Below are 18,976 nucleotides of genomic sequence, written 5' to 3'. Positions count from 1 at the left end.
GATGACTGCTGCTCCCGGCCCCCTGGGCGCCCCCGCGGGCGTCGCGACCATCCAACCGGCCGGCGTCGCGAAGTACTCGGGACGGTGGGCGGAGGCGGCGCTGCTCGGCGTCGCCCTGGTCCTGGGGCTGGGCGGCTTCGTGCTCACCGCCCTCAACCGCACCGGCTCCTCCCCGGCGCAGACCGTGGGCGTGGCGATCGCCTTCCTCGTCCTGACCGTCCTCATGCACCTGTGTGTGCGCTACGCCGCCCCATGGGCCGATCCGGTCCTCCTGCCGACGGCGGTGGCGCTCAACGGGATCGGTCTGGCGATGATCCGGCGCCTGGACCTGGCCTACGAGGTCAACGAGCAGTGGCAGTTCTACGTCGGCTCCAAGCAGCTGGTCTGGACGCTGCTGGGCGTCATCCTCTTCGCCGCCACGCTCCTGCTGCTGCGCGACTACCGGCGTCTGAGGCGCTGGGACCGTTGGGCCATGTGGTCCGGCCTGGTCTTCCTCGTCCTGCCCTTCATCCCGGGGATCGGCCAGAGCATCAACGGCGCCCGCATCTGGATCCGGATCGGACCGATGAGCTTCCAGCCGGCCGAGCTGTCCAAGGTGCTGCTGGCGGTCTTCTTCGCCTCCTACCTGGTGGCCAACCGGGACAACCTGGCTCTGGCGGGTCGCAAGGTCCTGTGGATGAGCCTGCCGCGCGCCCGGCACCTGGGCCCCCTGTTCATCGTGTGGGGCGTGAGCATCGGCGTCCTGGTCCTCCAGAAGGACCTAGGCTCCTCGGTGCTGCTGTTCGGCCTGTTCGTCGTCGTCCTGTACGTGGCTACCGACCGGCCCTCCTGGCTGCTCATCGGCGCCGCCCTGTTCCTCCCAGCGGCCTGGTTCGCGGCCACGCACCTCCACCACGTCCAGCAGCGCATCAACGGCTGGCTCCACGCCACCGATGACGCCGTGTACAACGCCGCCGGCGGTTCCTGGCAGCTGCTGACGGGCATGTTCGGGATGTCCACCGGCGGGCTCATGGGCGCCGGCTGGGGCAAGGGCTCACCGACCCTGGTCACCTTCGCCAACTCCGACTTCATCTTCGCCTCACTGGGTGAGGAGCTGGGCCTGACCGGCACGCTCGTCCTCCTCGTGCTCTACCTCGTGCTCATCCAGCGGGGACTGCGCACGGCGGTCTCGCTGCGCGACGGCTTCGGCAAGCTCCTGGCCGTGGGCCTGTCCTTCGCCATCGCCCTGCAGATCTTCGTGGTCATCGGCGGCGTCACCCGGCTCATTCCGCTGACGGGACTGACCCTGCCCTTCCTGGCCTACGGTGGCTCCTCGCTCATCGCCAACTGGATCATCCTGGCCCTTCTGCTGCGCCTGTCCGACGCCGCCCGGCGTCCGGCCACCCACGCGCCGCGGATCATCGACACCGCCGAGCTGCCGCTGTCCCTGCGCCGTCGGGTCCAGGACGCCGGAGCCGAGGAGACGACGCCGGAGGCCGCCGGCGACGCGCCCACCGGAACGACACCTGCCGACGCCGGGGGCTACGCGTCCCCATCGCCCGCACCCGGCTTCGGCGACCTGGCGGATGACGCCCGCCCCGCCGTCGCCGTCAGCCCGGAGGCGCCGCCTCCGCCGCACACCGCACCGGACGGGGCGACCCTGCGCTCATCGCGGGCCCCGGGCTTCACTGAGGACTCTGACAGGAGGCAGCTGCCATGAACCGACAGATCCGTCAGGTCGCCTTCCTGGTGCTGGTCATGTTCGCCACGCTGGCCCTGTCCGTCACGAGCGTCCAGGGCCTGGCCCGTCCGTCCGTGTGGGAGTCGTGGTCGGCCAACGGGGCCCTCAACTCCGATCCGCGCAACCGCCGCACCGTCAGCCGCAACTTCGACACCGAGCGGGGCCCGATCCTCCTGGCCGGCGGTACCACGATCGCCAGCACCCAGAAGTCCGACGACGGTCAGGGCTCTGAGGACTACCAGCGCATCTACGCCAACGGGCCGCTCTACGCCCCGGTGACCGGGTACTTCTCGCCCGCCTTCGCCTCCATGACCGGCATGGAGAAGGAGGGCAACTCCGTGCTCAACGGGGACGACCCCTCCCTGTTCTCCTCCCGGATCAAGACCCTCATCACCGGTGACTCCCAGCGGGGCGGGGCCGTGGAGCTGACCATCAAGCCCGAGATCCAGCAGGCCGCCTACGACGCCCTGGGCGGCCGCGAGGGCGCCGTCGTGGCCCTGGACCCCAAGACCGGGGCCATCCTCGCCCTGGTCTCCACCCCCTCCTACGACCCCTCGGCCTTCGCGACCCGCAACGGGAACGCCGCCAACGAGGCCAACACGACTCTCAGCCAGGACTCCTCCCGCCCCCTGGACAACCGGGCCATCGCCGGCAACCGCTACCCGCCGGGGTCGACCTTCAAGATCCTCACCACGGCGGCGGCGCTGCGCACCGGCAAGATCACCCCGGATCAGGAGGTCGACGCCCCCGACACCATCACCCTGCCGGGCACCAGCCACTCCCTGGAGAACTACGGCGGGGAGTCCTGCGGCGGCGGTCGGACCACCTTCTCCAAAGCCTTCGCCGAGTCCTGCAACACCCCCTTCGCCCAGCTGGCCATGAACGTCGGTGAGGAGGAGCTCTCCAAGGAGGCGAAGAACTGGGGCTTCGACTCCGACCTGTCCATCCCGCTGAAGGTCACGCCGTCGACCTACCCGCACAACGACTCCCAGGCGCAGACCGCCATGGCCGGCATCGGTCAGGCCTCGGTGCAGGCGACCCCGCTCATGATGGCGATGGTGGCCGCCACCGTGGCCAACAAGGGCGAGCAGATGACCCCCTACCTGGTCTCGCGCATCCTGGACCCCGACCTCAACGAGGTCAGCTCCACCTCCACGAAGGTGGCCCGCACCCCGATCGACTCGGCCACCGCCTCCTCCCTGTCCTCCCTCATGCAGGAGGCCGTGGCCACCGGCACGGGCACCAGCGCCCAGGTCAGCGGGGTCCAGGTCGCCGGCAAGACCGGTACCGCCGAGACCGGCACCGACAGCGGCCCCACCACCTGGTTCGTGGGCTTCGCCGGCACCGACATCGACAAGCCTGAGATCGCCCTGGCCGTCGTGCTCGACGGCAATGCCGAGACCGAGGACGGCGCCACCGGCGGCAAGGTCGCCGGCCCCGTCGCCGCCCAGGTCATCGATGCGGCGGTGAACCAGTGAAACCTGTTGCCGGGCTCCAGCTCCAGGGCCGCTACGAGCTGGTCGAGCAGATCGCTCTGGGCGGCATGGGCCAGGTGTGGCGCGCCACCGACCTGCGCTCGGGACGTGCCGTGGCCGCCAAGATCCTGCGCCCCGAGCTGACCGGTGACGAGATCTTCCTGTCCCGCCTGCGTGCGGAGGCCAAGAACTCCAAGGGGCTACGCCACCCGAACCTCGCCGTCGTCCTGGACTCCGGGGAGAAGGACGGGACCGGCTGGCTCATCATGGAGCTCGTCCAGGGGCGCGCCCTGTCCGACATCATCGCCGAGAAGGGGACCCTGTCACCCGCGGAGATCCTGCCGGTCCTGGCGCAGGTGGCCCGCGCCCTGCAGGTCGTCCACGACTCCGGCGTCGTCCACCGGGACGTCAAGCCCTCCAACATCCTCATCAACCGCGAGGGCCTGGCCAAGCTCACCGACTTCGGCATCTCCACCGGCATCAACCAGCGCCCCCTGACGGCCTCCGGCATGGTCATGGGCACCGCCCAGTACCTCGCCCCCGAGCAGGCCATGGGGAACATGGCCACCCCGGCCGGCGACCTCTACGGGCTGGGCATCATCGCCTACGAGGCCCTGGTGGGGCGACGCCCCTTCAGCGGAGCCACCCAGGTCGATATCGCCTTCGCGCACGTCAACGAGGAGGTGCCCGCCCTCCCCGACGCCGTCCCGCCCCAGGTCCAGGCCATCATCCTCAAGCTGCTCGCCAAGAAGCCCTCCGACCGGCCGCACTCCGCCCGCGAGGTGGCCCGCGCCCTGGACCGGGCGGTGGTGAACCTCCCCACGGACGCGTGGGATCCCCGTGAGGCGCTCAGCTGGGAGGCCACCGGTCGCCGTGGCCCGCAGACCCGTGAGCTGCCCCGGCCGGCCACCGTGCGTCCCGGCCGTCACGCGGCCGAGGAGCCGACGCCGTCGCGCACCGCCCGGCACGCCTCAGGGCGCTCCTTCCTTGGCCTCAACCTGCTGACGCTGAGGGTCGTCATCCCGGCGCTCGCGCTCATCACCCTGCACAGCACGGGTACGCTTGCCCATGCGCATCAGGTCATGCCAGCCTTGATGCTGAGCATCCCTGTCAAGGAGGTACTGTGACCAGTCAGTTCCCCCAGGTCCTCGCGGGCCGTTACGAGATCCGCGACCTCATCGGACGTGGTGGTATGGCAGAGGTGCACCTCGGCTACGACACTCGCCTGTCGCGGGTCGTGGCCATCAAGCTGCTGCGTTCGGACATCGCCGGCGACCCCACCTTCCAGGCCCGCTTCCGCCGAGAGGCCCAGTCCGCGGCGGCCCTCAACCACCCCGCCGTCGTCGCCGTCTACGACTCCGGGGAGGAGGAGCTCCTCCAGCCCGGTGGCGCCAGCCGTACCGTTCCCTACATCGTCATGGAGTACGTCGAGGGGCACACGGTGCGTGAGCTCCTCAGCGAGGGCGAGGCCGTCCCGATCGCGGAGGCGGCGGAGATCGTCTCCGGAGTCCTGGACGCCCTGGAGTACTCCCACCGGGTGGGGATCGTCCACCGTGACATCAAGCCCGGAAACATCATGCTGACCTCCACCGGCGCGGTGAAGGTCATGGACTTCGGCATCGCGCGGGCCATTGAGGACTCCGCCTCCACGGTCACCCAGACCCACACGGTGGTGGGCACCGCCCAGTACCTCTCCCCGGAGCAGGCTCGCGGCGAGTCCGTGGACGCCCGCTCGGACCTGTACTCCACCGGCTGTCTTCTCTACGAGCTGCTCACCGGCCAGCCGCCTTTCCAGGGCGACTCCGCCGTGGCCATCGCCTACCAGCACGTGCGGGAGATCCCCAAGCGCCCCTCGTCCCTGGCGGCCGATGTGCCCGAGTCCCTGGACCGGGTGATCCTCAAGTCGCTGGCTAAGAGCCGCGAGGACCGCTACCAGGACGCCGCCCACATGCGCGCCGACCTGCAGGCGGCCGTCCGAGGCCTGTCCGTGGCCGCGCCGGCCGCCGACTCCTGGTCCCCGGCCACCTCGGTCATGGCCTCACCGGAGGCCGAGCCGGTTCAGCCCACCTCCACCTTCGCCCAGGTGGCCTCCGAGCCCTCTCCGATGCAGGCGGCCAAGGAGGCCGAGGAGCCCGAGGAGAAGCCCAAGAGCCACGCCTGGGTCTGGATCCTCGTGTTCCTGCTGTTCATGGCCCTGGCCGTCGCCAGCGGGCTGTGGGCCTCCGGGGCCTTCGACTCTCACCCGACCCCGACGCCGAGCCCCACCATCAGCAAGGTGGAGGTCCCCGACACCTCCGGTCAGGACGAGGAATCGGCCAGGAAGACCATCGAGGGCGCCGGCCTGAAGTTCGCCAAGGACGAGGTCGCCAACGAGGAGGTCAGCGCGGGCCTGGCCGTCTCCTCCGACCCGGGCAAGGGCACGAAGGTCGAGCCGAACTCCACCGTCACCGTCCACTTCTCCACCGGATCCGCCATGGTCAAGGTTCCCGACCTGACCGGCAAGACCCAGGAGGACGCCCGCAAGGCCCTCAAGGACGCCGGGCTCGAGGGCGGAAACACCTCTCAGGAGGACTCCGCCACGGTCGCCAAGGACCGGGTCATCTACACCAACCCGCCGGCGGGGAACTCCGTTGCGCGCGGCACCACGGTGGACCTGGTGCTCTCCACCGGCAATACCTCCGTCCCCGACGTCTCCGGTCAGGACGAGGCCACGGCGAAGAAGACCATTGAGGACGCCGGCCTGCAGTTCAAGAAGGGCGACGACGTCGCCTCGGCGGAGGTCGAGCGCGGCAAGGCCGTCTCCTCCGACCCGGCCGCGGGCTCCAGCGCCTCCTCGGGAGACACAATCACCGTGCACTTCTCCAGCGGCGCGGCCACGCAGGCGCCGAACGGTCCCGTGACGATTCCCAAGAACCTCAACGGCAAGACCGTCGAGGAGGCAACTGCCGAACTGCAGAAGCTCGGACTCAACGTCACCGTGGACTACAAGTCCTCTGACAAGGTGGACGCCGGTAAGGTCATCGGTACGAGCCCGAAGGCCGGAGACCAAGTGCCCGCCGGTTCGACCGTTAACCTCACGGTCTCCAGCGGTAAGGACGGCGGAGGCGGCGACAACCAGCAACCGGGCAACCCCAATCCTGGCGGCGGAGGCGGAGGCGTCAACTGAGCGCCTGGAGGTTCAGGCGCCACGCTCTGGTTGATCCCTTCGCTCAGGTGACTGGTCGGTCCCCAGGCTTTCCTGGCCTGGGACACCGACCATGTCCTTTCGATGGAGTCGTGTTGCGACGATCAACATCGGCCCGGGGGCGTGGCCGGCCCGGCGCGTGAGGACGGCCCCGCTGTCACCGTCCTACCGTGCCTCGCGCTGACAACCGACCCCAAGGTCCGTCACGGACGCACCTCGCCGTTGTCCTGCAAGGCCTCGTGCGGGCAACTACCCGGGGTCCCTCGCCGGCGCACCCTGCCGTCCCTCTGCCACTCCTTGCGTGGGAGTAGCTGACCCCAGGGGCCTGTCACGGACGCACCTTATCGTTGTCCTGCAACGCCTCGTGCGGGCAACCGGTCCCAAAGTCCGTCGCGGCCACGCCCCCCGTCATTCCATGCGTGCGGACAGCCGAGCCCTGGATCCGTCGCCGGCGCACCCCACCCGTTGCCCTGTCACTCCTTGTGCACAGACAGGTGAGCCGCACGTCGTCGAGGACGCACCTGAGGCCACGAGCACGGCCCCTGCGGGCACAGACCGGGAGCCCTCAGGTGCGTCCTCGAACTCGGGGCACCTCCATCCGGCAGGCCGTCACCACCGACGGGGACATTGCGCGCGGCCGGGTGCGTGTCCTTCCGGGCGGGGGCATTCGACGCCGTCGGGGACAGCAATCCCGTCCCCGCACGCGCGAGACGTCCCCCGCCGAAAGAGAATGTCCCCGGCCGCACAGAAATGTCCCCGCACGCGCAGGATGTGCCCCGGCCTCAGTACGCACAAGACTCGACACGCATTCTGTTGACACTTATGGTGGTGAACTGTCATCAGATCGACCGGGGGTGTCAGAAATGGATGATGCAGCCGCAGCTGCCTCATGGCCGCGCGTGACCTGGGAGACCCTGCCCTGGCGCCCCCGGGACGGCGCTGCTCTCAGCGCTCGGCAGCGCTCTCGTCTGCCACGCACCTACGACTCGGCCGTCGTACCGAATATCGCCGACGCCGCCATCGAGCTCCCCACCGAGGTCATGGCACGTGAAGCGGCAGCAGTGTCCGCCATCACGCGCTTCGATACGACGGCGGCCTGCACCCTGCTTCCCTTCACACCCCTGCTTCTGCGCAGCGAGTCGAGCGCGTCCTCGCGCATTGAGCGCCTGACGTCGTCGGCACGCCGCATCGTGGAGGAGGAGACCTTCGGCGGCGACCGCAGCAGTGGAAACGCCGCCCTCATCGTGGCCAACACCCGAACGATGGAGGCGGCCACCGCAGCACCCTGGCCCCTGGGCCTCAGCTCCCTGCTGTCCATGCATCAGGCCCTGCTGGGGGACTCGGCCCCAACCATCGCGGGCCGGCTCCGGCAAGAGCCGGTATGGATCGGTGGCTCGGACCTATCCCCGGCAGGCGCCATGTTCGTCCCGCCTCACCATGAACGAGTGCCGAGCGCACTGGAGGATCTGCTCTCCTTCTTACGGCGCTCGGACCTGCCGCCCTTGACCAAGGCGGCGCTGGCGCACGCCCAGCTGGAGACGATCCATCCTTTCGCGGACGGCAACGGCCGCACCGGGCGGGCGCTGATTCACGTCATCCTGTCGGGGGAAGGACTGTGCCTCAACGCACCACTGCCGCTGTCGGCGATCCTCCTGACCGATGTAGGGACCTACTTCCGAGCCCTGGACAAGTACCGAGCAGGGGCGCCGCTGGCGGTGGTCGAGCTGTTCATCGATGCGGCGCAGCGCGCCGCGGAGCTCGGGGCCTGGGCGAGCCGGGAGCTCGACGACGTGCACAGGCAGATGCAGGATCGTGTGTCCTCCCGTGCTGGGACCCCCGACCGTGACCTCGTACGCCATCTGGTCTCCCAGCCGGTGACGGATGTTCGCGGGGCTGCCAACGCAGCAGGAGTCTCGGAGCAGGCGGCGCGGCGCGCGCTGGAGCGTCTGGAGACCGCTGGTGTCGTTCGGGGATACCAGGTCTCCCGGGGCCGCCGAGCCTGGAGGGCTCAGGACGTCCTGGACCTCATGGACGAGGTGGCCGAGGGACTCGGGCACCGGCAGGCTCCCACGGACATGTGACAGGACGTCGTCACGGCGGGGACATTCCGCGCGGCCGGGTGCGTGTCCTTCCGGCCAGGGCCATCCTGCGCGTCTGGGGACGGGAATGCTGTCCCCGACGGCGTCGAATGCCCCCGGCCGCACAGAAATGTCCCCGCACGCGCAGGATGTCCTCGGCCGTGCAGATATGCCCCCGGCAGCGCGGGGCCCCCGGCTCAGATGCCGCGCGCGGACAGCACGCCGTCGATCGCGCGCAGCTCCTCCAGGACCTTGGGCTCGATCTCGCCCTCGACGTCGACCAGCGTCACCGCCAGCTCGCCGCGCGACTTGTTGAGCAGGTTGGCAATGTTCTGCCCGTGCTGGGCCACGATCGTGGAGACCTGGCCGACCATGTTGGGCACGTTGCGGTTGACGATGACGAGCCGGTGCGTGCCCTCCTGACGCGTCATGACGGCCTCGGGGAAGTTGACCGAGTTGTGGACCTGCCCGTCCTCGAGGAAGCCTCGCAGGGAGTCGGCGGCCATGATGGCGCAGTTGCGCTCGGCCTCCTTGGTGGAGGCGCCCAGGTGGGGCAGGGAAATGCACTTGGGGTGCTTGTGGACCTGCGTGGAGGGGAAGTCGCACACGTAGCCGCGCAGCGTGCCCTCGTCCAGGGCGGCCACGACGGCGTCGGTGTCGACGATCTCGGCGCGCGCGAAGTTGAGCAGCACCGCGGTCTCCTTCATGAGGGCCAGGCGCTGGGTGCTCACCAGTCCGCGGGTGGCGGGGATGAGGGGCACGTGAACGGTGAGGATGTCGGCGCGGCGGAAGACCTCCTCCATGGAGTCAGCCCGCTCGACCTCGGCGCTCAGGTGCCAGGCGTGCTCCACGGAGATACCCGGGTCGAAGCCGACGACGTTGAGCCCCAGCCCCAGGGCGGCGTTGGCCACCTGCACACCGATGGCCCCCAGGCCGATGACGCCGAGCGTGCGACCGGGCAGCTCGAATCCGACGAACTGCTTCTTGCCGGCCTCGACGGCCTTGGCGATCTCGGCGTCGTCGCCCTCGAGGGTGTGGGCGAAGCGGGCCGCCGGGATGAGGTTGCGCGAGGCGATGAACAGTCCCGCCAGGACCAGCTCCTTGACGGCGTTGGCGTTGGCGCCGGGAGTGTTGAACACGGGCACGCCGCGCTCGGTGAGCGCCTCGACCGGGATGTTGTTCGTGCCGGCGCCGGCCCGGGCCACGGCCAGGACCGAGTCCTCGATGGGGGTGTCGTGGAGCTTGGTCGAACGCACCAGCAGGGCGTCGGGCTCCTCCACGGAGCCGCCGACCTCGTAGAGCTCGTCGGGCAGGCGGGACAGGCCAGCACCGGAGATGGCGTTGAGGGTGCGGATGCGGAACTTGTGGTCAACGCTGCTGGTGGTCACGGAAGTACTTTCTGCAGAGCGGTCCGGGGGGAAGGTTGTGGCAGGGGCCGGCGGGCCGGCGGGCGCTCAGGCCCGGGCGGCGAAGTCGGTCATGTAGTCGATGAGGGCGCGCACGCCCTCAATCGGCATGGCGTTGTAGATGGAGGCGCGCATGCCGCCCACGGAGCGGTGCCCCTTGAGGTTGGTGAGCCCGGCGGCCTCGGCGCCGGCCAGGAAGTCGGCGTCGCGGGCGGGGTCGGCCAGGGTGAAGGGCACGTTCATCCAGGACCGCGAGCGCTCCTGAACGGGGTTGGCGTAGAAGTCGGAGGAGTCGATGTAGCCGTAGAGGAGCTCGGCCTTGGCGCGGTTGCGCTCGGCCATTGCCTCCAGGCCGCCGCCGTCCTCGATCCAGTGGCCGATGAGCCCCAGCAGGTAGATGGCGAAGGTGGGGGGCGTGTTGAGCATGGAGTCGGCGTCGGCCATCTTCTGGTAGTCCAGGACGGTGGGGGTCACCGGGCGGGCCCGCCCCAGCAGGTCCTCGCGCACGATGACGACGGCCAGGCCCGAGGGCCCCATGTTCTTCTGAGCCCCGGCGTAGATGAGGCCGTAGCGGGAGACGTCGATGGGCCTCGAGAGGATCGTGGAGGAGAAGTCGGCCACCAGCGGGACCTCGCCGGCCTCGGGCACGTAGTCGAACTCGACGCCGCCGATGGTCTCGTTGGGCGTGTAGTGCAGGTAGCGGGCGGTCTCGGGCACCGTGAAGGAGCCGGGCTCGGGGGTGGTCGTGTAAGAGGAGGCGGCCTCGTCGGCCGGCACGACGACGTCGAGCTCGTAGGCTCCGGCCTGCTTGATGGCCTTGGCGGACCACTGGCCGGTGTTGAGGTAGGCGACCGTATCGCCGGGGGCGGTCAGGTTGAGGGGAATGCCGGCGAACTGGGCACTGGCCCCGCCCTGAAGGAAGAGCACACGGTAGCCCTCGGGAACGGACAGGAGGCGGCGCAGGGTGGCCTCGGCGTCGGCCGCGCAGGCCACGAAGTCGGCTCCGCGGTGGGAGACCTCCAGGACGGACATTCCCGATCCGCCCCAGCTGGTGAGCTCGGAGGCGGCCTGTTCGAGGACGGGCAGAGGGAGCTGGGCGGGACCGGCGGAGAAATTGAAGACGCGCACGGAGTCATCATTGCCGCTTATACGCGCAGCGGCAATCTCGTCCCGCATAGCGACGCCCGCCGACGCCGGCCCGCAGCCGAACCGCTGCCGGAATGCGGCCAGAACACGGCCAGAACGCGGCGCAGCGCGAAATTCTCATGTCCTCCAAAAGTACGGGTGGCACAGACCCTTCACCCCGTCAACCGAGCACGTTGTCAGCGATAGCACAGGTGGACCGCTCAACTGGCCGGTAGGGTTTACCCACGCCCAAGTCCCTACCTGACAAGTTTTCATGATCGATTCACAGCACGACGAGACCATTTCTGCAGCAGCTTCCGGCTCCACGTCGGCGGCCGCGCAGCAATCGCACGGCCCAGGTTCCGATCGCACGCCCTCCCTGGGACACCAGGTGCTCGACCGGCTCCGCAGGGGACGCAAGCCGCGCCTGGGCGCCATCCTCATGGCGCTGGTCGCCGTGGTGTCCCTGGCCACCGGGTTCCGGGCCTGCAACTGCAACCGGGCCTGGACGGAGGTCTCCGCGGCGGCCACCCCGGAGGCCAACCCGCTCAAGGGCATGATGCCCTTCGCGCCGGCGGACGCCTCCCACTCACCGGCACTGCAGGACAACGCCCCGCCCCACACGATGGAGTGGCTGACGCTGCCGGTCAGCGACGTCGTCACCGGACCCGGCTCGTACGCATGGGACAAACTCGATGCACACCTCAACGCCATCGCCTCGCGCGGGCACCAGGCGGTGCTGCGCTTCTACGTCGACTACCCCGGGCGCCCCAGCGGCATCCCGGCCTATCTGCTGAGCTCCCACGCGGTGCCGACCCACGAGTACACGTTCAACGGCAACGCACCGGGCCAGTCGCTGGCGCCGGACTACAACGACCCCGAGATGATGTCGATGCTCACCGGCTTCGTCTCGGCCCTGGGCCAGCAGTACGACGGCGACCCGCGCCTGGCCTTCATCACCCACGGCCTGGTGGGCTTCTGGGGTGAGGGGCACACCTACCCGATGAACGGCAAGGTCTCCGGGGAGAACCCCTCCGGCGAGAACTGGATGCCGTCGGCGGCGAACCAGAACACGCTCATCGACACCTGGGACGGCGCCTTCCAGGTGACGCCGACGCTGGCGCGATACCCGTCCGCGGAGACGGTCAAGCGCGGCGTCGGCTACCACGACGACTCCTTCGGCTACGCCACGATGGACACCGCCGACTGGCACTTCCTGCCGAAGCTGAAGGAGGCCAAGGCGGACCAGGCCTGGCAGCAGCACCCCATCGGCGGCGAGGTCTACCCGGGCATCCAGGAGTGCTCCGTGCGCAACCCGGGCAGCTGCATGGCCTCGGGCTCCAACGGAGGAACGGTGGACATCAACGCCTCCATCAAGGCCACGCACGCGAGCTGGTTGGTGGACAACTGGGCCTTCACCACGACCCTCAACGGCCCCGAGCGCGAGCGGACCGTGCAGGCCTCCGCCGAGACCGGCTACGACCTGGCGGTGGCGCGCTGGCGGATGCGCAACGGCAAGGTCGAGGTGCAGATCGCCAACAACGGGGTGGCGCCCTTCTACTACAACTGGAACGTGGAGGCGGTGGCCATCAACACCTCCAACGGCATGGAGGTCGGACGCACCACGCTCAGCGGCGACCTGCGCAAGGTCGCGGTCGGCAAGACCCAGACCTTCTCCGGGCAGCTCCCGGCGGACCCGGCCGGGGAGAACACGATCCTGGTGCGCGTGGTCAACCCGCTCGACTCAGGCCAGCCGCTGCGCTTCTCCAGCGCCGGCCAGGACCAGACGCTTCCCGGCTACCTCACCCTGGGCCGCGCCCCCACCAAGTAGGCCGGGCCCGACGGCGGAGTCCCGGCGGGGGGCCCGGACCGCCCGGAACCGGCCGGTCCGGCTCCGAGAAGCCACCCGTGGGCCGTCATTCCCGGTCGTCCTCCGCCCATCCTCTGTACTGTGACCCCATGCATGAGGATCGGATGGTGGGCAGCCTCCTGGGGCTGGCGGTGGGCGACGCCCTGGGTACCACCGTGGAGTTCCAGCCGCGCGGCTCCTTCCCGCCCGTCACCGACATGGTGGGCGGCGGGGTATTCGGTCTGGCGCCAGGGCAGTGGACGGACGACACGTCCATGGCGCTGTGCATCGCAGCGAGCCTGGTGGAGACCGGAACCTACGATCCGGGCGACCAGCTGGGCCGGTTCGTCCGTTGGTACCGCGACGGGTACCTCAGCAGCACGGGCCGGTGCTTCGACATCGGCAACCAGACCCTGACCGCCCTGAGAGAGTTCGAGGCCACCGGCGAGCCCTACCGTGAGACGGCCGGTGGGATGAGCGCGGGCAACGGGTCGCTGATGCGCCTGGCACCGGTCGCGATGGCCTTCTGCGACGACCTCGAGGCAGCGGGACGATTCTGCGCCGACAGCTCACGCACCACCCATCCGGCCGTCGAGTGCGTCGAGGCGTGCGGGGCCTACGGACGCCTGATCGCAGCCGCCATCCAGGGGGCGTCTCACGCAGAGCTGTACGCGGTGGCCGTGGGCCTGGCCGAGCAGGTGACCAGCCCCGCGCTGGCGTCAATCCTGGGCGGCTCCTACCGGGTTAAGGAGCGCGAGGAGATCTCGTCGTCGGGCTACGTCCTGCACAGTCTGGAGGCGGTGCTGTGGGCCCTCGCCCGCACCGATACCTTCCTCGACGGGGCGCTGCTGGCCGTGAACCTGGGGGACGACGCCGACACCGTCGGGGCCATCTATGGGCAGCTGGCGGGGGCGCTCTACGGGCGCAGCGCAATCCCGGAGGGCTGGCGGACACGCCTCCACGACGCCAGGATGATCGAGGACCTAGCGGCGGGGATCGCGGAGCGGGTCGGAACCTTCGAGGTCGCGGCCGGCTGAGGAGCAGGGCGTTCACGGCCGCCTGGCGGGGCGTCAATGTCCACAAGGCTGACATTAACGCCACTCCGGTACCACAATCCAAGAAAGAACCGCGGAATTCCAACGATTTCCGCTGGGCGCCTCGACGGCGGGACCGCTAATGTCAGCACCGTGGACACTGAGCCGCCGACGGGCTCGACTCCGCGAGGTCTGCCGAGGTCTTGGTGGCCGGGCCGGGCGCCCTCATCTCAGGTCCTGCCCATGACAGCGTCAGCCGCAGGTCCGTGTACCCCGCTTACGCGAGGCTGACGCACTGCGGCTCACCTGGCCGCCGGACGGTAACGGCAAGCACCGGAAGTGAGAGACGGCGGGGATTGAAAATGGAACTAGCATCTTCAATCCCCGCCCTCCTGGTCAGGGTACATCCTCTCGGGAAGGAACACCATGACTGAGACCGGCCGCCGCCGCGTCATGATCACCTCGCTGGCCGCCGCCATCATCCCTATACCCCCGCGTACGCGGGGCTGACGAGCCGGCCACCAGGTGCGGGCTGGTGTGCTCGCCTCTACCCCCGCGTGCGCGGGGCTGACAAGAACCGCGCGGTGCACGGCTTCGACTTCACGCCTTTACCCCCGCATGCACGGGGCTGACAGCCGACACCTGGTTCAGCACGTCGATTCGCTACCTCGACCCCCACGTGCGCGGGGCTGACCGGACGACACCATGGCCTTGGTGGCCTTTGATCCCTCGACCCCCGCATGCACGGGGCTGACCTGAGCGGGATGCTGCCCCTGCCGGTGATGTGCCCTCTACCCCCGCATGCGCGGGGCTGACGTCGCGGGCCCCGCGACTTGGCGGTGCTTCCAGCCTCTACCCCCGCGTGCGCGGGGCTAACGTACGCTCCACCGAGCCGTCGGGGGTGTTCGACCCTCTACCCCCGCGTGCGCGGGGCTGACCCGTCGGAGTCCAGCTGGGAGGGGTCGTACCACCCTCTACCCCCGCATGCGCGGGGCTGACACTGGCTGACCTGCGATGTTAGTCGGCTCGAGGTCGCCGTGGGTTCACTGCCAAGGTGGTGGACCCCAGGGGAACCATGAGGGAGCCGTCGAAGACAACCGGCCCGGGCACCACCGCGTCGAAGGCGATCGAGACGTGCCAGCGCCCGTTGTTCTCCTGCACATCGACACCTCCGTCGCTTCGTGAATCGGAGTGACGCTCAGCCCCAACGAGTCTGCAGCCGAGCCCCGAGGCGCATTCCTCCAGTATGTCCATGATGCCTTCAGGCTCCTCCGCCGTCGGCACAACAGTGGTCCACCGTAACGAAGGAGCCGTAGCGGCCCGCAGAACTCGAGGCAGGGAAGCCAATGTCCTGGTCTCGGCAAGTCTGGCCTCCACCACCCCCGTTCTCACCGCGAGTCCCACGGAGGCAAGCCGAGAACCCCCGGCCACGAGCACCCCCCGCAGGACGGGCAGGTGACGGCGACCCAACCCACCGATGAGTGGCAGCATCCAGCCCGCCTCCCCAAGGGAGTCTCGCAGCTGCTCCGTGACGAGAGCAGCATCGGAGGCATGCACCAGAACTGCCCCTTGCCTGCCACTGTGGAGCATTCGGTAGAGCAAGCACGTGCGCAGCAGCTCCCGAGTATCAGGCGCAGCCCCATCACCGGACCTCCCATCCACGAGCCGATAGAGAGCGGTGGGTCGCACGCTCATATATGGATGCGTCCCCGTCACGGTGCTGCGGCGCCGCTCCTCCTCTCGGGCGTCCAAAGCAGCCAGGAGTCCTTCTGTTCCCACCCGGAGTTGAATCCAGCCCGTCGGGTCCGGTTCCCAACAGGAATGGCCAGGTGGCACCTCGACAGCACCGTCGACGACGTCGAGCAGCACGGGTGAGGTTGGACGCCCGAGGTACTCCACGGACCGCGCCACCTTCTGCAGAATGCCCAGATCGGCCGGACCATCGGCAGCGAAGGTCCAACGCACGACGTCGTCCGCGCCGGTACCGACCATCATGCCGCACTCGGGATCCTTCGCCTGCTTCTCCAGAAGACGGTCGTTTCGGTCGACAATCCCGGTCGGCGAACCGTTCTTGTCCGTCTTCAACTCATTGTTGACGGGGACCCACCGCCGGTAACCGATCTGACGCTCACCGGCCGGAGGGGCGGTGATTCGTGGAGGAAGGCACCGGAAGAGTGCCTCGACCTCGGTGATGCCTTCTCCGAGGCCATGGGCGGCAGACAGCATCGCGGCCAGTACCCGCGCTGGAGCCGGCGGCCATTCGGCACGCCCCTCTCCATTGTGCGCATTGAACTCTCCGAGGGGGAATGAGGCCGTGATGGTCAGATCAGTCATCGCTGCGTCCGTCGGTCTTGCGCCCGTCGACGTCCAGGATGATCTTTCCCAGCGGGGAGTCGTGGGTGATCGTGACAACGGTGGCGCCGTTCCAACCGATCTCCTGGCCCAGGTCACGCACGAGGTCCACCAGCTCGTCGACCTCCGGCAGTGCGAGGGGTTCGGAGGGCGCTCCGTGCCTCTCGACCTTGACCTCGAGGCCCGGTTCACGCAGACGCAGCTCCGCCCCTGCGCGCAAGTCCAGCCGTTCCTGCAGCAGTCGGTACAGCAGCAGGGTCAGGCTGACCACCAGCGCTCGCGCAGGCTCCGGGCGAGAGAAGGCGAATGTCCTCAACCCAGCAAGGGAGAAGAAAGCCTTCCCCACGATAGAGTTGTACGTTAAATCTGATGGAGCCTCAGAAATATCAAGCGGAGGCAATGACCCAATTCCCAGAGTGGAAAGCTTTACTCCCCGAATCGTCGTTTTATTACTGGTCGCCGCGAAGAGCGGATCCGTCTTCCCAGCCATACGACGACGCTCAGACACACCAGTCGCAATAATCTCCGACGTGAACAGTCTCGCAGAACGCGACTCCGCAGGATTCATGACGTAGTAACCAAGAAATTCATCCCGCGTCGCATTCAGCTCACGAGCATCCTTACCCCCACCTTTCTTCCCTCCCTTATTGGCTTCATCAACAGCCTTCTGGGAGCGCTTCGTCTGCGAGTGCCACCATCCGAAGGGGATCGCTGTAGGGAATCCAGTGAGCAGAGCATCCGGCTGGGAGCGGGTGGCATTCTGGATCCCCTCGAAATCGACCCCTTTGTCGGTGAGCTCTTTCCGTATGAGCCTCCACGTGGCATCGGCCTGCCGGTGCGAGAGCTCCACGGAGGTGGTCAGCACCTCTCCGTCCTCATCGACGAGGACCACCATGGGGAAACCCAGCACCTCAGCGAGGGTGTTGGTTCCTCCTCTGAAGCGACTAGCGAGAAGCACCTCGCACCGTGAGGCCTGGGATCCCCACGTATCAATGGTGGCCGCCTTCCCATCGTCGACAGTTTCAAAGAAGCCGACAACTTCACCCTTCTGACGGATCGTCCCCGCCGGCGGCGTCACGGTCATTCCCGACAATGAGTCGTATTTGCTGTTCACACTGATTCCAGCCACCGCACTGTCCTCCATGAGGGCACCGATGGTGGAGCGAAATTCTTGAGCCGTTGTCATCATTCAATCTCCTTATCTACATATCTATTGTCATACTGGTCGAACACAGTTCTCATTCACGCCCTCACAGCACCAGGGGCATTCCGTAGCCGTAGGCCTTTCCCCTCCCAATGCCCTGGTGGTAGGCGGATGCCCCAGCCTCACTGATACTGTTCACAGTGCCGGCGAGATCGCGGAGCGTGAAGGAGCGTCCGCCTCGTCGGCCCACGAACCACCTCGGAGAGACCGTCAGCTCACTGACCCCCAGACCGTGGCGCCCCAGCAAATCGGTGGCCCAACCGTGAGCTTCTTCGTCGAGGACGGCGCGGACGCGGTTCTTTCCCGATTCGTCGGCATGGCGTTTCTCGGCCACGACTCGGACAGTGAAGCGCTGACCGACGGCGAACCCTGACGGCGCCTCGATGGGCTGTGTTCCGGGCAGATCGAGATCGGCCCGGAATCTGATGACCAGGGAACCCTTCTGCCCGCCGTACTCGGTTGGTAGGGCCAGGCGGTACAAAACGCCGAGGTCTGCGCGAATCGACCGCGAAGCGCCTCTGAGATCCGGCAAGTACGACATGGCGCGGCGATGGACGCCATCCGGTGTTCCTAGGTCCGGTAGCGCTTGTACCAGCGGAAGGACTGCAATGCGATCAGGCATGGGTTATTGTCACCTCTTCCTTTTTCATGCCCCGGGGTGGGCGGGCGCGAACGATGTCACCTTGGCTGTGAATCCGGTTCCGCGAATGAGGGATGTCCACCGGTGCCAGGGCAGTTCGGGCGGCGGGGACTCGTGCAGATCGATGATCGCCTCCATGGTGAGGGGAACCGGATGCAGCACCCAGGTGAGGGCCTTGGCCGGATACTCTCGCGTCATCTCACGCTGCTGCGGCTGGAGGAGCAGGTGCCCGCAGACGGCCAGGAGATCCACGAGCGGGTACACGTCGCACTCCTCGGATCCGCTGGTAATACGCGGGGTTGCCTGGCTGGCGGAGAAGCGCAGCCCCGGCTTGGCCCGGGCAACAGCAAGGTCGCCATGCACAAGTCGGTCAAGGTGTGCCACCCCCGCAGCGACAGCATCGTCGGCAGTGGTCAGTGACGCCCCCATCAGCCCCCAGGTGTCCTGCACCGACTTGGCGGTATGGCTTTTGCCACTGAGCAAGGTCAACGCCGAGGAGCGGACCTGGAGATCCTGCATGCCCGTACTCTTCAACCGCTCGGCCGACGTCACCGACGCATCAAAGACGGCTACCGGCCCACATGCGCTGAGGTCGCTCGTCTTGTCGGCGGCCCGCCAGCCGGCATGTGACAGGACGTTGACCGCAGATCGCGCGGGCGTCGTCGTGGTGATGCCGCGCAACCCACGCTCCCCGAGGCCCCAGGTCCGCTCCACCAGGCCACGAGCGGCCACATTCACCAGCTCATCCGTATCCCCGCCATAGCCGACGACGGGGACTGCCTCCCCCTCGAAGCGGAGCGTCGCCCCCGGCAGTAGCGACACCAGTCCCCAGGTCGCCAGGACATAGGCTGCACGATTTCCCGGCAGCGCAGTCAGGCGGTACTCGGCAGGCTCATCAGGGCATGGCGC

At 68.4% G+C, this 18,976-nt stretch carries 13 protein-coding genes; 7 read left to right on the top strand and 6 right to left on the bottom strand.

The window, feature by feature from the left end; genetic code table 11:
* Position 1: 1 nt before the first annotated feature.
* The 5 genes from AXE84_RS05185 (at position 2) to AXE84_RS05165 (ending at position 8,460) form a co-directional block, all read left to right on the top strand.
* On the top strand, positions 2 to 1,699 hold the full coding sequence (locus tag AXE84_RS05185) for an FtsW/RodA/SpoVE family cell cycle protein (RefSeq protein ID WP_060957099.1): 1,698 nt from the start codon (positions 2 to 4) through the stop codon (positions 1,697 to 1,699).
* Positions 1,696 to 3,198, top strand: a complete 1,503-nt coding sequence (locus AXE84_RS05180) for a peptidoglycan D,D-transpeptidase FtsI family protein (protein WP_060957098.1) — start codon at positions 1,696 to 1,698, stop codon at positions 3,196 to 3,198. The genes AXE84_RS05185 and AXE84_RS05180 overlap by 4 nt, the downstream gene beginning before the upstream one ends.
* Positions 3,195 to 4,322 carry a serine/threonine-protein kinase gene (locus AXE84_RS05175; protein ID WP_060957097.1) on the top strand — a complete coding sequence of 376 codons (1,128 nt, stop codon included), beginning with the start codon at positions 3,195 to 3,197 and terminating at the stop codon, positions 4,320 to 4,322. Before AXE84_RS05180 ends, AXE84_RS05175 begins: the two co-directional genes overlap by 4 nt.
* On the top strand, positions 4,319 to 6,361 hold the full coding sequence (gene pknB, locus AXE84_RS05170; protein ID WP_060957096.1) for a Stk1 family PASTA domain-containing Ser/Thr kinase: 2,043 nt from the start codon (positions 4,319 to 4,321) through the stop codon (positions 6,359 to 6,361). Before AXE84_RS05175 ends, pknB begins: the two co-directional genes overlap by 4 nt.
* An 881-nt stretch (positions 6,362 to 7,242) precedes the next feature.
* Positions 7,243 to 8,460 (top strand): Fic family protein, encoded by a 1,218-nt coding sequence (locus tag AXE84_RS05165; RefSeq protein ID WP_060957095.1) that lies wholly within the window; start codon positions 7,243 to 7,245, stop codon positions 8,458 to 8,460.
* A 194-nt stretch (positions 8,461 to 8,654) separates the two neighbouring features.
* Here the strand turns inward: AXE84_RS05165 and AXE84_RS05160 are convergent, their stop codons facing one another.
* Both AXE84_RS05160 and serC read right to left on the bottom strand, forming a co-directional pair.
* On the bottom strand, positions 8,655 to 9,845 hold the full coding sequence (locus tag AXE84_RS05160; protein ID WP_010612931.1) for a phosphoglycerate dehydrogenase: 1,191 nt from the start codon (positions 9,843 to 9,845) through the stop codon (positions 8,655 to 8,657).
* 66 nt (positions 9,846 to 9,911) lie between these two features.
* Positions 9,912 to 10,991, bottom strand: coding sequence for a 3-phosphoserine/phosphohydroxythreonine transaminase (gene serC, locus AXE84_RS05155; protein WP_060957094.1), 1,080 nt, complete (start codon positions 10,989 to 10,991; stop codon positions 9,912 to 9,914).
* A gap of 271 nt (positions 10,992 to 11,262) precedes the next feature.
* On the opposite strand from serC, the gene AXE84_RS05150 reads away from it, so the two are divergent.
* The gene (locus AXE84_RS05150) at positions 11,263 to 12,819 is read left to right on the top strand and encodes a DUF4832 domain-containing protein (protein ID WP_060957093.1); all 1,557 of its coding nucleotides are present in this window, start codon (positions 11,263 to 11,265) and stop codon (positions 12,817 to 12,819) included.
* Between the two features lie 128 nt (positions 12,820 to 12,947).
* A complete protein-coding gene (locus AXE84_RS05145) occupies positions 12,948 to 13,874 on the top strand; it encodes an ADP-ribosylglycohydrolase family protein (protein ID WP_060957092.1) in 927 nt (308 codons plus the stop codon).
* Positions 13,875 to 14,888: 1,014 nt separating this feature from the next.
* Here the strand turns inward: AXE84_RS05145 and csb2 are convergent.
* From csb2 to AXE84_RS05125, 4 genes are all read right to left on the bottom strand, one after another.
* Positions 14,889 to 16,205 carry a type I-U CRISPR-associated protein Csb2 gene (gene csb2 / locus AXE84_RS05140; protein WP_060957091.1) on the bottom strand — a complete coding sequence of 439 codons (1,317 nt, stop codon included), beginning with the start codon at positions 16,203 to 16,205 and terminating at the stop codon, positions 14,889 to 14,891.
* Positions 16,198 to 17,409 (bottom strand): type I-U CRISPR-associated RAMP protein Csb1/Cas7u, encoded by a 1,212-nt coding sequence (gene cas7g, locus AXE84_RS05135; RefSeq protein WP_060958164.1) that lies wholly within the window; start codon positions 17,407 to 17,409, stop codon positions 16,198 to 16,200. Before cas7g ends, csb2 begins: the two co-directional genes overlap by 8 nt.
* A 64-nt stretch (positions 17,410 to 17,473) precedes the next feature.
* Positions 17,474 to 18,049 (bottom strand): type I-E CRISPR-associated protein Cas6/Cse3/CasE, encoded by a 576-nt coding sequence (locus AXE84_RS05130; RefSeq protein WP_060957090.1) that lies wholly within the window; start codon positions 18,047 to 18,049, stop codon positions 17,474 to 17,476.
* Between the two features lie 24 nt (positions 18,050 to 18,073).
* Positions 18,074 to 18,889 (bottom strand): hypothetical protein, encoded by an 816-nt coding sequence (locus AXE84_RS05125; RefSeq protein ID WP_060957089.1) that lies wholly within the window; start codon positions 18,887 to 18,889, stop codon positions 18,074 to 18,076.
* Between the last annotated feature and the right edge of the window lie 87 nt (positions 18,890 to 18,976).

Source organism: Actinomyces oris (genome assembly GCF_001553935.1).
GTDB classification, from domain to species: domain Bacteria; phylum Actinomycetota; class Actinomycetes; order Actinomycetales; family Actinomycetaceae; genus Actinomyces; species Actinomyces oris_A.
The sequence above is the reverse complement of the archived record's forward strand: the minus strand, read 5'-3'. Positions and strand labels throughout refer to the sequence as shown.